At 73.7% G+C, this 12875-nt stretch carries 11 protein-coding genes; 5 read left to right on the plus strand and 6 right to left on the minus strand.

The window, feature by feature from the left end:
• Window positions 1–8 precede the first annotated feature (8 nt).
• Together ngcE and QSK20_RS00260 are read right to left on the minus strand one after the other, a co-directional pair.
• Window positions 9–1442 carry an N-acetylglucosamine/diacetylchitobiose ABC transporter substrate-binding protein gene (ngcE, locus tag QSK20_RS00255; RefSeq protein WP_285786519.1) on the minus strand — a complete coding sequence of 478 codons (1434 nt, stop codon included), beginning with the start codon at window positions 1440–1442 and terminating at the stop codon, window positions 9–11.
• A gap of 137 nt (window positions 1443–1579) precedes the next feature.
• Window positions 1580–2539: a MurR/RpiR family transcriptional regulator gene (locus QSK20_RS00260; protein WP_088983142.1), complete on the minus strand. Its 960-nt coding sequence runs from the start codon at window positions 2537–2539 to the stop codon at window positions 1580–1582.
• Between the two features lie 202 nt (window positions 2540–2741).
• On the opposite strand from QSK20_RS00260, the gene QSK20_RS00265 reads away from it, so the two are divergent.
• The 3 genes from QSK20_RS00265 to QSK20_RS00275 all read left to right on the plus strand — a co-directional run bounded on the left by QSK20_RS00265 (window position 2742) and on the right by QSK20_RS00275 (window position 5995).
• Window positions 2742–3731, plus strand: a complete 990-nt coding sequence (locus tag QSK20_RS00265; protein WP_285786520.1) for an N-acetylglucosamine kinase — start codon at window positions 2742–2744, stop codon at window positions 3729–3731.
• A 111-nt stretch (window positions 3732–3842) separates the two neighbouring features.
• A complete protein-coding gene (locus QSK20_RS00270; RefSeq protein WP_285786521.1) occupies window positions 3843–5333 on the plus strand; it encodes an acyltransferase family protein in 1491 nt (496 codons plus the stop codon).
• Between the two features lie 179 nt (window positions 5334–5512).
• Entirely contained in the window at window positions 5513–5995 is a 483-nt protein-coding gene (locus QSK20_RS00275) for a GNAT family N-acetyltransferase (protein WP_285786522.1), read from the plus strand.
• 178 nt (window positions 5996–6173) lie between these two features.
• Here QSK20_RS00275 and QSK20_RS00280 read toward each other — a convergent pair whose 3' ends face one another.
• From QSK20_RS00280 to murD, 3 genes are all read right to left on the minus strand, one after another.
• The gene (locus QSK20_RS00280; protein ID WP_088983139.1) at window positions 6174–6473 is read right to left on the minus strand and encodes an AzlD domain-containing protein; all 300 of its coding nucleotides are present in this window, start codon (window positions 6471–6473) and stop codon (window positions 6174–6176) included.
• Between the two features lie 6 nt (window positions 6474–6479).
• On the minus strand, window positions 6480–7202 hold the full coding sequence (locus QSK20_RS00285; protein ID WP_285786523.1) for an AzlC family ABC transporter permease: 723 nt from the start codon (window positions 7200–7202) through the stop codon (window positions 6480–6482).
• A gap of 71 nt (window positions 7203–7273) precedes the next feature.
• Window positions 7274–8617: a UDP-N-acetylmuramoyl-L-alanine--D-glutamate ligase gene (murD, locus tag QSK20_RS00290; RefSeq protein WP_285786524.1), complete on the minus strand. Its 1344-nt coding sequence runs from the start codon at window positions 8615–8617 to the stop codon at window positions 7274–7276.
• A gap of 54 nt (window positions 8618–8671) precedes the next feature.
• Between murD and QSK20_RS00295 the strand changes: the two genes are divergently transcribed.
• A complete protein-coding gene (locus QSK20_RS00295) occupies window positions 8672–10021 on the plus strand; it encodes a MurL-like N-terminal domain-containing (protein ID WP_285786525.1) in 1350 nt (449 codons plus the stop codon).
• Between the two features lie 218 nt (window positions 10022–10239).
• Window positions 10240–11109, plus strand: coding sequence for a sulfotransferase domain-containing protein (locus tag QSK20_RS00300; RefSeq protein ID WP_285786526.1), 870 nt, complete (start codon window positions 10240–10242; stop codon window positions 11107–11109).
• 52 nt (window positions 11110–11161) lie between these two features.
• Here QSK20_RS00300 and QSK20_RS00305 read toward each other — a convergent pair whose 3' ends face one another.
• Window positions 11162–12835 (minus strand): PucR family transcriptional regulator, encoded by a 1674-nt coding sequence (locus QSK20_RS00305; RefSeq protein WP_502888816.1) that lies wholly within the window; start codon window positions 12833–12835, stop codon window positions 11162–11164.
• Window positions 12836–12875: the final 40 nt, after the last annotated feature.

Below are 12875 nucleotides of genomic sequence, written 5' to 3' on the forward strand. Positions count from 1 at the left end.
CGCCCGGATCAGCGCTTGAACTTCTCGATGGAGGAGTCCTTCTTGACCGCGTCGGCGACCTTCTGCATCCGGTCGCAGAACTTCTGCGCGGTGCCCCCGGAGAACATCAGCTCGTTGGTCGCGGCGCGGGCCTCGTCGTCGAGCTTCTTGTACCAGGCGTCGAAGCGGTAGCTGAAGTAGTCCTTGCCGGCCGCCGCCAGCATGGCGTTGCCGCTGGTCAGACCGGGCGAGATGTCGACGCCGTCGACCGCGCCCTGGACCACGGTGAGCACCTTGGTCAGCTCGGTGAAGCCCTTCGCGCCGGCCTTGGAGAGCATGTGCCGCAGGTACTCCATGCCGCCGCGCGGGTTCTTGCCCTTGGCGGCGACGAAGTACATCTCGCCGGCCGCCGCGTAGATCGCGGTCGGCGGCAGCGCGTCCGAGGCGGTCACGCTCGGCACCGGCGTCACCGCGTACTTGAAGCCGGGCGGGGTGTCCTTGGCCTGCTCGTTCTCCAGCCAGGAGCCGCTCGGGTAGAACGCCACCTTGCCCTGGTTCTGCTGGAGCTGGACCTCGGTGTGCTTGAGGCCCAGGTGCGCCTTGTTGCCGTACTTCGCGCCGATCTCGGCCCACGCGGCGGCGGCCTGCTTGACCGGCTCGGCCTGCCAGGCGCCGTCCTCCAGGTTGTCGATGTTCTTCAGCACGTCCGGACCGCCGATCTTGGCGGCGCTGGTGAGCAGGACGAGGTACTGGTAGTAGGCGGCGTTCGCGCCGGCGTACGAGTACGGCGTGATCCCGGCGGCCTTGATCTTGTCGCAGAGCGCGGTGAAGTCGGCCCAGGTCTTCGGCGCGGTCCAGCCGTTCTTCTCGAACAGCGCGCCGTCGTACCAGAGGCCGAAGACGGTGAACGCGTAGTTCAGCACGTACGGCTTGCCGTTGAAGGTGCCCTGCTCGACGGTGCCCGGGATGAGCAGGTCCCGCACCTTCTTCGACGGGTCGTCCAGCGACGGGGCGTCGTAGAGCTCGGTCAGGTCCTGCACCTGGCCGGCCTGCACCAGCGCGCCCTGGTCCATCAGCTTCGAGCCGGCGTTGTTGACCATGTCCGGCGGGGTGTTGCTGGTGAACCGGGGCTGGAGGACGGTGCCGACCTCCTCGGTCGCCGAGTGCTTCACCTCGGCGGAGGGGAACGCCTTCTTGTACGACGGGATGTGCACGTCGGTGGCGTACTTGGTGCCCAGCCCGCCGTTGAAGATGACCACCTCCAGCGGGGCGTCCTCCTTGACACCCAGCGGGTTGGTGGCCGACTTCTCGCCGGCGGCCTGCTCGACCGGCTCGTCGTCGCCGCCGCCGACGCAGCCGCTGAGCAGCCCGACGGCCGGGGTGGCCAGCAGGCCCACGGCGGCGGCGCGGCGCAGCACGGTACGACGGCTCAGGTCGGCCGGGAGCTCGGGGGTAACGGACATCGTCGTCTCTCCTTGACGTGAAAGTCGGATCGGGCCTGGCGTGCGGGTCGGATCGGGCCGGGTGACGGACCGTCGGCGGCCCGGTGGATCGGGTCAGCCGGTGCGGCGGACATGCCCGGTGGTCCACCGGACGTGGGTCATGGCAGGGCTCCCCGCGCGGCCTTGTGCCCGTCGACCGCCTGCGCGGTACGCCGGAACGCCGCGTGGGCGCGGTCGTGGGTGCGTTGCGCGACCGCCACGTAGAGCAGGTCGAGCACGACGAGCTGGGGGTGGCGGGCGGACAACGCGTCGGGACGGAAGGTGGTGGCCTGGCTGGCCGTGAGGAGCACGACGTCGGCCAGTTCGGCCAGGGGCGAGCGGGGGAAACCGGTCAGCGCGACGGTGGTCGCGCCCCGGCTGCCCGCCTCGGCGAGCATCTCGATGGTCTCCCGGGTCTGCCCGGTGTGCGAGATGCCCAGCGCCACGTCGCCGGGGCGCAGCAGCGCGGCACTGGCCAGCCCTTCGTGCACGTCGTTCCAGGCCCACGCGGCCACGCCGATGCGGTGCAGGCTGAACTGCATCTCCTCGCCGACCAGCGCGCTGCCGCTGGCCCCGAAGATGTTCACCCGGTCGGCCCCGGCGATGGCGACGGCGGCGCGTTCCACCTCGGCCAGGTCGAGCAGGGCGGCGGTGTCGTGCATGGCCCGGGTGTCGGCGGCCATGATCTGCCCGAGCACCCGTTCGAGCGGGTCGCCCGGCTGGATCTCCCGACCGATGTCGACGGTCCAGCCGGCGGAACGGGACCGACCGGTCTCGGCGGCGATACCGAGCCGCAGGTCGGCGTAGCCCTCGAAGCCCATCGCCCGGCAGAACCGGGTGACCGTGGCCGGTGAGGTGCCGCTGCGTTCGGCGAGTTCCACGATGGTGGCCCGGGCCGCCGCCTCCGGGTCGCTGAGCACGTGCTCGGCGACCCGGCGCAGCGCCCCGGTCAGCTCGCCCGCGCCGGCACGGACGCGGGCCAGCACACCGTCGGAGGCGACCCCGAGCGGGACCCGGCGGTCGGGCCCGTCGGTGTGGACCACCGCAGCCGCGGTGGTGTCCACCTCGTGACCGACCATCGGGGTCCGCCTTTCTGAAAAGAGTGTTAACCGTTAGTGGTAAAAGTTCTTACTGAAGGGCCCTCCGTGTCAAGTCCGTGGGCGAAGTTTTCAAACTGTTACCCGGGCCACACCCTCCGTGGTCCGACTTGACCTTGCCAGGCGCACCCGGGTCGACCAGCATGAATCGCCGCAGCGACGATCCCCCGGGAGGTTCAACGGCATGTCCGGCAGCATCGTGGTCGGCCTGGACGTCGGCGGCACCTCCACCCGGGCCGCGGTCGTCACCACCACCGGGGAACGGCTCGGCACCGGCCGCGCCGGGGGCGGCAACCCCACCAGCCACGGCGCCGAGCGGGCCGCCACCGAACTCCGCACCGCCCTGCGCGCGGCGCTCACCGACGTCGACCCCGCCCGGGTCGCCGCCGGGGTGATCGGGCTGGCCGGGGCGGGCCGGCTCCTCGCCGACCCCGCCGGCCGGGCCGCCTTCGACCGGGCCTGGCACGACGCCGGCCTGCGCTGCCCGTACACGGTGCAGAAGGACGCCCTGGTCGCCTACGCCTCCGGCACCCCCGCCCCGGACGGCACCGTCCTGATCGCCGGGACCGGAGCCGTCGCCGCCCAGGTACGCGGACTGGAACTGGACCGGATCGCCGACGGACACGGCTGGCTGCTGGGCGACGCCGGCTCCGGCTTCTGGCTGGGCCGCGAGGCGGTCCGGCGGGTGCTGGCCGACCTGGACCATGCCCACCGGCCCGGACCGCTCGGCGCCCGCGTCCTCACCGAACTGCTCGGGCACGCCGAGATCGCCCCCCGCCCCCGGGACACCGTCGACGCGCTGGTCCAGGCGGTCACCCGACGCTCCCCGGTCGAGCTGGCCCGGCTGGCCCCGCTGGTCGTCGACGCCGCCCGCCAGGACGAGCCCACCGCCGCCGCCATCGTCGGCGAGGCCGCCGGACACCTCGCGGAGAGCGCCTCCCGGATCCGCCCACCGGACGCAGGCGACCCGATCGTCCTCGGCGGCGGGCTGCTCACCGGGGACACCCCGCTGGCCACCGCGCTCCAGGCCGAACTGCGCCGCCGATGGCCGCACGCGCCCCTGCGGCGGGCCGGCGACGGCGCGGCGGCAGCAGCCTGGCTCGCCGCCCGCGACCTGCCCGGGGCGACGGATCCGGCCGCGCTGCACGCGCTGCTGGTGCCACCGGCGGCCTGACCGGATCGTCGAGGATCTCGGCCGGGCCCTCCGCCTCGACGGACCATCCGCGCCCCGGCCGGCGACCTCGACCGGGCTGCCGGGTCCGCCCCGGTGGCATAGCCTGACGCCATGCGCCGCCTCCGGCAGCTCGCCGAGCGGACGCCGGCCGACCGGGAACGGTACGTCGACCTGCTCCGCGCGGTGGCGATCACCGCCGTCGTCCTCGGGCACTGGACCGTCGCCGTCATCGGACACGACGCGGCCGGACGGCCGACCGGACGCTCCGCCCTGCCCGACCTGCCCTGGGCGTACCCGCTGACCTGGCTGGTCCAGGTGATGCCGGTCTTCTTCGTCGTGGGCGGGTTCGCCAACGCCGCCTCGCTGGCCGCCCGACGCGCCCGGGGCGGGGACGCCGCCGACTGGTTGCTCGACCGCAGCGCCCGGCTGGTCCGGCCGACCACCGTCCTCGTTCTGGTGCTCGCCGCCGGCGCGCTGGTCGCCCGCCTGGCCGGGGTCGATCCGTCGCTGACCCGTACCGTGGTCTGGTTCGCCACCGTGCCGCTGTGGTTCCTCGCCGCCTACCTGCTCGTCGTCCCGCTGACCCCGCTCACCTACGCCCTGCACCGGCGGTACGGGCTGGCCGTGCCGGTGGTGATGGCGGCCCTGGTCGGTCTCGGCGACCTGGCCCGGCTCGCCGACCGGCCCGGACTCGCGGTCGGCAACTACCTGTTCGGCTGGCTCGCCGTGCACCAGCTCGGCTACGCCTGGTACGACGCCCGCCGTGGCGTCGGTCTCCGGTTCCCACCGACCCGACGGCTCGGGTGGACGCTGCTGCTCGGCGGGGTGGCCACGCTGGTGGCCCTGACCACCGTCGGCCCGTACCCGGTCAGCATGATCAATATCCCGGGTGAGCGGCTGGACAACGCCGCGCCGCCGAGCCTGGCGCTGCTCGTCCTGGCCACCGCCCAGGTCGGCCTGGTCATGGTGCTCCGCGACCCGGCCGAGCGCTGGCTGCGCCGCCCCGGCCCCTGGCAGGCGGTGATCGCGGTCAACGCGGTGGTGCTGACCGTCTTCCTCTGGCACCTGAGCGCGGCGATCCTGCTGGTCGGCGGCCTCGACGCGGTGGATCTGCTGCCCACCCCGCCGGTGGGCTCACCGGCCTGGTTCGCCTGGCGGGTGCCGTGGCTGCTGATGCTCTCGGCGGTGCTGGCGGTGCTGGTCGCGGTCTTCGGCCCGGTGGAGGCCCGCACCGGGCGGCGGCCAGTGCGGGCCTCCACCGGGCGGCGGCCAGTGCGGCGCGAACCGACGGCCCGGCCGCGTCCCCCGGAGCGGCGCGACGGACCAGGGCCCCGGGACCCGGGTGCCGGACCGGGTTCCCCGGACCGGCCGCCGGCCCGCCGGCACCCACCGCCCCGGATCCGCGCCGGCCTCGCGGTGGCGGGCTTCGTCGCCGTGGTCGCCGCGCTCGCGGTCAACGCGGTGACCCCCCGCCACGCCGCCGAACCGCTCGGGCTGCCGGTCCCGGCGCTGGTGGCCTACGTGGCCGGGGCGGGTGTCCTGCGGCTGCTGCGGGAATGGCCCGGCACACGCGGACCGACGCCGCCCGGCTCGCCCCGCTGATCAACTCAAGGTGCGGCAGGTCGGGGCATCCGCCCGGCCGGACACCCCGACATGCCGCAGCGCGAGTCGATCAGGGCTGGACACGCCCGTCGACGCCGACGGACGCGCGCCGATCCGCCGCCCGCGCAGGGCGTCGGAAACCGCTCGTGGTCGAACCCGGTCCGGCCTACCATCTGCCGGTGATCGACCACGGAATCCGCGACCGGACCGGACGACTCGTCACCCTGCGTGAGGTGGACGACGGCAACTGGCGTGCCGTCGCCGACGTCGCGCCCCGTGACGACCAACGCCGGTTCGTCGCCGCCCTGGCCGCCCGTTACCTGCTGCTGTCCACGCGTGAGGACGTGTGGACGTCCCTGGCGGTCCACGCCGACGACACCGTCGTCGGGCACGTGATGTGGGGCGTGGACGAGGACGGCTCGTACTGGCTCGGCGGCATGGTCGTCGACGCCGCCGAGCAGGGCCGGGGACTCGGGTCGGCCCTGCTGCGGACCGTCACGGCCTGGCTGGCGGGGCAGCCGGGATGCCGGGCGATCCGGCTGTCGTACCACCCGGAGAACGCCCCGGCCCGGCGGCTCTACGAGGCGGCCGGCTTCCGGCCGACCGGCGACACCGAGGACGACGAGATCGTCGCCGAGCTGACGCCGGCCGCCACGCCCTGACCCGAGCTGATCCCGGCAACGGGCACCCGGACCGGAGTCGACCCCGCCGACGGGCCCTGACCCGGGCGGACGCCGACGGGCAGCGCCCTGGCCCCGGCGGACGCCGACGGGCGGCGGACTGACCCGGGCGGACGCCGGCCACCGCCGGCCGGGCGTCCCCGGCCGGCCGTCGTCCCGGTCAGGTGAGCAGACGCAGCAGGGCGGCGGTGCCCGCGCCGAGAGCGACCACCAGCAGGAAGGGCGCGCGCAGCAGCACGGCCACCAGGGCGACGGCGAACCCGGCCGCCCGGGCGTCCAGCGCCAGGTGCGACCCGGTGGCGAAGGTCTGCACCGCGACGAGGGCCGCCAACAGGGCCACGGGCAACAGCGCCGAGGCCTCCTCCACCTGGGGTTTCTCCAGCACCGACCGGGGCACGGCCAGGCCGACGAGCTTGAGCAGGTAGACGCCGAGGGTGCCGAGCAGGATCGCGGTCCACATCAGCGGTCACCGTCCCCACCGGTGGCCGGCACCGGGGCGGTCGCGTCGGCCGCGCAGGGCCACCACCACCGCGACCAGTCCGGCGGCCAGGACCGGGAGACCGGCGGGCAGCACCGGCACGGTGAGCAGCGCCGTCGCGGCGGCGGCGACGGCGACCGCCCAGAGCCGCCGGTCGCGCAGCCGGGGCATGAGCAGGGCGAGGAACGCCGCCGGGGCGGCGACGTCGAGTCCGAGCGCCTCCGGGTCGGGCAGCACCTGCGCGCCGAACGCCCCGACCAGGGTGGCCACGTTCCAGAACACGAAGACCGAGGTGCCGGTGGCCCAGAACGCCAGCCGGGCCTGCCGGGGATCGTCCCGGACCAGCGCCATCGCCGAACTCTCGTCGACGACGAGCTGCGCGCCGAACAGCCGGCGCAGGCCGCGCACCCGCAGCAGCGACGAGAGGTTGAGCCCGTAGAGGGCGTTGCGCACCCCCAGCAGCGTGGCGGTGGCCGCTCCGGTGAACGCCCCACCGCCGGCCGCCAGCACACCGATCACCGCGAACTGGGACGCCCCGGAGAACATCAACAGCGACAGTGCGCACGCCTGCCACACCGAGAACCCGGACACCACCGCCAGGGCCCCGAACGACAGTCCCAGCGCACCGACCGCGACCCCCACCCCGGCCGCGTCGGCCAGCACCGCCCGCCGGGCCTTCGGCCACTCCTGGTCGACCACCGCGACGCCCACGCCGTTCCCCTTCCCGCCGGGTCGCCCCGCGCCCGGCGGTGCCCATCATGCCGGCGGGCCGGAAGGGCAGGTCAGGCGGTGTCCCGGACGGCCTCGGCGAACACCTCGGAGCGGTGCTCGAAGTTGCGGAACCGGCCGTAGCTCGGCGCGGCCGGGGAGAGCAGCACCACCCCGTCGGCGGGGGTGAGCTTGCGGGACAGCCGGACCGCCGCGACCAGGTCGTCGGCGAGTTCGGTACGCACCCGGGGCAGCCCGGCGAGGGCCTCGACGATCCGGGGACCGCTGTCCGGGATGCCGATCACGGTGATCTCCCGGTCGGCCAGGTGCTCCCGGAGCGGGGTGTAGTCCAGCCCCCGGTCGGTGCCCCCGACGATCACCGTCAACGGCCGGGCGGCGTACGCGTCGATCGCGTGCATCGCCGCGTACGGGCTGGTGGCGAGGGTGTCGTCGACGAAGGTCAGCCCCGACGGGTCGGCGATCTCGGTGAGCCGGTGGGCGAGCCCCTGGAACGCGGTGACCGCCGCCGCGACCTCGTCGGACCGGGAAGGCACGTCCACGCCGAGCGCGTCGAGCACCGCCAGGGCCACGCAGAGGTTGCCGGCGTTGTGCGCGCCGACCAGCGGCAGCGTCGTACGGACGAAGAGCGGTCGGTCGGCGGCGTGGAACCACGGCTCGCCGTCCGGGCCGGGGGCGACGTGGAAGCCGTCGGGACGGCCGGCGCGGACCGCCGGACGGTCGCCCAGCTCGGCGGCGAGCCGCTCGTCGGTGCCGTTGACCACCACCGTCTCCGGGTCGTGGGCGAGCAGGTTGAGCTTGTCCCGGTAGTACTCCCGCTCACCGCCGTGCGCGTCCAGGTGCTCCGGGAACAGCGCGGTGACCACCGCCACCCGGGGCGAGTCGGTCAGGTCGCTGCACTGGTAGCTGGACAGTTCCAACACGTACAGCTCGGCCTCCGGCAGGTCGAGCAGGGGCACCCCGATGTTGCCGCCGAACACGTTCGGCCGGCCGAGCGCGGTGAGCAGGTGGGAGATCAGACTGGACGTGGTGCTCTTGCCCTTGCTGCCGGTGACCCCGACGGTGCGGGCGGCGTGGTCGGCCATCCAGAGGGCGCTGCCGCCGGTCACGGTCACGCCCCGACGGCGCAGCTCGACCAGCCACGGGTGGGTCTGCGGCACCCCCGGCGAGCGGACCACCACGTCGGCGGCGGCCAGCCGGGCGAAGCCCTCCTCCCCGGTGACCAACGGCGCGGCCTCGGCCAGCGGCCCGGACCAGTCCAGCGACAGGAAGTTCGCGCTGTCGTCGACGGCGACCAGCGCCGCCGGGCCGTGCGCCGCGACGGCGGTCACCGCGGCCCGCCCCTCCCGGCCGGTGCCCCAGACAGCGACGGACCGTCCGCGCAGGTCAGACAGGCGCACAGGGGATCTCCTCCAGCCGGGTACGGGCTCATTTGTCACGGCCTAGTATGGCGTGTGCCCAACGAACAGCTCCGGCGGATGGACGCCTTCACCTTCCCGGCCCGCTCGATCGACCCGGCCACCGGCGAGGTGCGTCTCGACTACGCGCTTACCGGCCCGGACGGTGAGCGGCGGTTCACCGAGGTGATCACCCTTCCGCCACCGCCCGAGCCGCCGTCGCAGGCCACCCTCGCCACCCTCGACCGGGTGCTGGACCTGCTGCACCTGGCCGCCGGGGTGAGCTACTACAAGGCCGCCGCCCCGCCCCGCCTGGTCGCGCCCGCGCCGCTCGGTTCGGCCGCCGCCGGCTGGCTCACCGCCGTCTACACCCACGGCCTCGCCGAGTACGCCTACCGCAACCAGCTGCCGCACGTGCTGGAGCTGACCCCGGAGATCCCGACCGGCTCGGTGCCCCCGGCGGCCCCGGTGGACACCACCGACCGGCGTCCCCTCTCGGCGGTGGGCGGCGGCAAGGACTCCATCGTCAGCCTGGAGGCACTGCGCCGGGCCGGCATGGAACCGGTGCCCTTCTCGGTCAACCCGAACCACGTGATCGACGCGGTGAACGCGGCGTCCGGGCTGACCCCGCTCGCCGCCCGGCGGCGGCTCGACCCGGAGCTGTTCGCCCTCAACAAGGCCGGCGCGCTCAACGGGCACATCCCGGTCACCGCGATCAACTCGCTGATCGCCGTGGCCACCGCCGTGCTGCACGGGCTCGGGCCGGTGGTGATGTCCAACGAGCGCTCCGCCTCCGACCCGAACCTCATCTGGAACGGTCACGAGATCAACCACCAGTGGTCCAAGGGCGTCGAGGCAGAGGGGCTGCTGCGGGCCGCGCTCGCCGAGCACGCCGGGCTCACCGAGCCGTACTTCTCGCTGCTGCGCTCCCTGTCGGAGCTGCACATCGCCCGTCTCTTCGCCGCCTTCACCCGGTACGACGACGTGGTGACCAGCTGCAACGCGGCGTTCAAGCTGCACGACCCGAGCGCCCGCTGGTGCCGGGACTGCCCGAAGTGCCGGTTCGTCTTCCTCGCCCTCGCCCCGTTCATGCCCCGTGAGCGGATCACCCACATCTTCGGCGGCGACCTGCTCGCCGACGACACGCAGATACCCGGTTACCGGGAACTGCTCGGCGTGGACGGACACAAGCCGTTCGAGTGCGTCGGCGAGGTCGAGGAGTCGGTGGTGGCGTTGAGCCTGCTGGCCGGGCAGGAGCAGTGGCGGGACGCTCCGGTGGTCCGCGCTCTGGTCGAGGCGGTGCCGGACACCGCGTGGTCGGCGGCGGCGGACTCCGACGTGTTCACCCCGGGCGGGCCGAACTTCGTCCCCCCGGCGTACGCCAAGGCCCTGGACGCGCTGGCCTGACCCGCGCTGCCGAACGTCGGAGCCGACCCCGGTCCGGCTCCGCCGGCGCGTGCGGCCACCCACCACCGGGGATTGACTTCAATAGGGCCGTCGGGGATATTCCTAGCGTCATGTCGGCCCCCGAGAGGAGAGGCGAAGCCTGGAGTTTTCGACCGACACGACCCTCTGTACGACAACTGGAAATCCCCTGCTTCGCGGGTACGAATAAGGCTTAAGCGATGATCAAAAGAACCGTCGAGTTCGCCAAGCACCACACACCCAACCAGATGCGCATTCTGGCGCGACGAGCACAACTCGAAGCCCGCAACAGCAGAATGCGGCTCACCGTTCCGGTGGTCTCGCGGTGCGAGTACGACAACGTCTACCACTGTACGGTGCACAAGACCGGCAGCCAATGGATCAAGGCCCTGTTCAGTGATCCCACCGTCTACCGCCATTCCGGGTTACTGCCGTACGATCCGCGTTTCTACAAGCGCCGGTCCCTGCCGGTCGTTCCGCGCGGTCGCGCGGCCCTGGCCCTTTTCCACTCCTATCCACGCTTCGAGCAGATCGTCAAACCCGGCACCTACCGCGCTTTCTTCGTGATCCGGGACCCGCGCGACGTCGTCATCTCCAGCTACTTCTCCCTCAGGAACTCGCACGCCCCGATGGGCGACATCCTGCAGGCCCGGAAGATCCTGCGCGAGAAGCCGATGAAGGAAGGGCTGTTGTACTGCATCAACCGCCTCTCCGAGAGATACACCTTCAAGCAGCTCCGGTCCTGGGCGGTCGCTCCGAAATCCGAGACCTTCCGCCTGTTCCGTTACGAGGACCTGACCGGCGAACGGCAGACAGACGAAGTGGACCAGTTGCTGCGGCACTGCGGGATCACCGTGCCGACGTCCGAACTGGAGGACCTCCTCGCCCGCTACAGCTTCTCGAAGATGAAGAAGGACCGGGAGAGCGCGGGGCAGATCTCGCACTACCGGAAGGGCAAGGCCGGCGACTGGCGCAACCACTTCGACGACGAACTCTACGAAGCCTTCACCGCGGCGACGGGCGACCTCGTGGAGGTCCTCGGCTACCCGGCGCGTGACCAGACCCCCTGAGCGTGTCGCCGCCGTCCATCCGCCCCACCCGGCGACACGGGTCGGCCGGCGGTCAGCGGGCGCGGACGGCGTCCAGGGCGAGCAGGGCGACGTGCAGCGAGAGACAGGCGTCCACCGAGTCCAGGTCGACGTCGAGGATCCGGGCGATCCGGGCCAGCCGCTCGTAGAACGCCGGCCGGGACAGGTGCGCGGCGACCGCCGCCGCGGACTTGTTCCGGCCCTGCTCCAGGTAGGCCCGCAGGGTCCCGAGCAGTTGGTCCCGGGGATGGCGGGCGTCGTACGCCAGCAGCGGCCCGAGTTCCCGCTCCACGAAGGTCTGCACCCGGGGGTCCTCCCGCAGCAGGTGCAACAGCCCGGCGAGGCCGACGTGCGGCAGCCGGAACACCGGCAGGTCCCGCCGGTCCCGCCGGGCGGCGTCGGCGACCTGCCGCGCCTCGACCAGCGACCGGTGGGCCTCCCGGAGGCTGCCCACCCCGGAGCCGGCCGCCACCAGCACCGCGCCGGGCGTGCCGGGGGCGGGACGGGCGTCGACGCGTACCCGACGCAGCGCGGCGGCGAACGCGGCGAGCGCCTTCGCCTCGGTGCCGGGGTCGGCGAGCGCGAGCAGGGCTCCCACCGCCTGGTCGTCCAGCGCGCTGGTCAGCGCGGTCAGCTTCGCTTCCCGTAACGCCTGGCCGACCGCTTCGGCGAGGTCCCGCAGTCGCGCCGGGCCAGTTTCCTCCGGTCCGTCCTCCCCGTCGTCGGCGCGGTGCCGGACCACCACGCCGACCAGGTGCCGCCGGTCCAGGGTCACCCCGATCGCGCGGGCCCGCAGCGCCACCTCGTCCACCGGCCGGGAGTGGTCGAGCAGGGCGGTGAGCAGGGTCCGGTGCAGCTGCCGTTCCAGCCCCTCGGCGTCCCGGCGGATCAGCCGCCCGAGCGCCAGGGTGGAGGCGGCCCGTTCGACCAGGATGGTCAGCCGGGTCGGCGGGGTGGTCCCGCCGGGCGGGGCGGTGGTCGCCTCCCGGCCCGGCCAGCGCAGCAGCAGCCGTCCCCAGTCCTGTTCCCGCGCGCCGACCGTGGTGACCAGCCAGCCGCTGTCCGTGTCGTACGCGGTACGCCCGGCCGGCTGGATCCGCCGGGAGTGCTGTTCCCAGCCGTCGAGCAGCAGTTCGGCGCTCTCCCCCGCCGGGTCGTAGGCGAGCACCTGGCGGGCGAGGTTCTCCAGCACCACCGGGCAGCCGGCCAGCTCGGCGGCCTGCCGGACCACCTCCTGCGGTCCCGCCCCGGAGACCGACAGCTCGGTGAACCGCTGGTGGATCTCCTCGGTGGCGCGCAGCTCGTGCAGCTGGGCGTCGACGATCAGCGCGTGCACGGCCTCGGTGATCCGCACGAACGGCGTGGCCCGGCGCAGCTCCACCAGGGGCAGTCCGCGTCGCGCGGCGGCGGCGGCCATCGCCCGGGGCACCCCGCCGAAGTAGCGGCGGCCCAGCTCGACGACGAGGCCGGAAACCCGGACGTCGGCGAGCGTCTCGATGAACGCGCGCAGCCCCGCGTCGTCGGCGGGCAGTCCGATGCCGGTGGTGAGGACCAGTTCGCCGCCGCGCAGCAGGGTGGCGATGTCCGGCACCTCGGCGACGTGCACCCAGCGCACCGGCCGGTCCACCGCCTTCTCCCCGGCGACCAGGCGCGGCGCACCGTGCCGGACCGGGTCCAGCGCCAGCACCTCACGGACGGTAGGGAACACGGGCGACACGCTACCGTGCGTGACCTACCCGGTTGACCAG

Source organism: Micromonospora sp. NBRC 101691 (assembly GCF_030269285.1).
In the GTDB taxonomy this organism is placed as follows: Bacteria; Actinomycetota; Actinomycetes; order Mycobacteriales; family Micromonosporaceae; genus Micromonospora; species Micromonospora echinospora.

Excerpts from the sequence above, each read along its gene's own strand:
- QSK20_RS00265 (WP_285786520.1), top strand. The coding sequence starts at position 2,742 with ATGTCCGGCAGCATCGTGGTCGGCCTGGACGTCGGCGGCACCTCCACC.
- ngcE (WP_285786519.1), bottom strand. The coding sequence starts at position 1,442 with ATGTCCGTTACCCCCGAGCTCCCGGCCGACCTGAGCCGTCGTACCGTG.
- QSK20_RS00260 (WP_088983142.1), bottom strand. The coding sequence starts at position 2,539 with ATGGTCGGTCACGAGGTGGACACCACCGCGGCTGCGGTGGTCCACACC.
- QSK20_RS00300 (WP_285786526.1), top strand. The coding sequence starts at position 10,240 with ATGATCAAAAGAACCGTCGAGTTCGCCAAGCACCACACACCCAACCAG.
- QSK20_RS00270 (WP_285786521.1), top strand. The coding sequence starts at position 3,843 with ATGCGCCGCCTCCGGCAGCTCGCCGAGCGGACGCCGGCCGACCGGGAA.
- QSK20_RS00280 (WP_088983139.1), bottom strand. The coding sequence starts at position 6,473 with ATGTGGACCGCGATCCTGCTCGGCACCCTCGGCGTCTACCTGCTCAAG.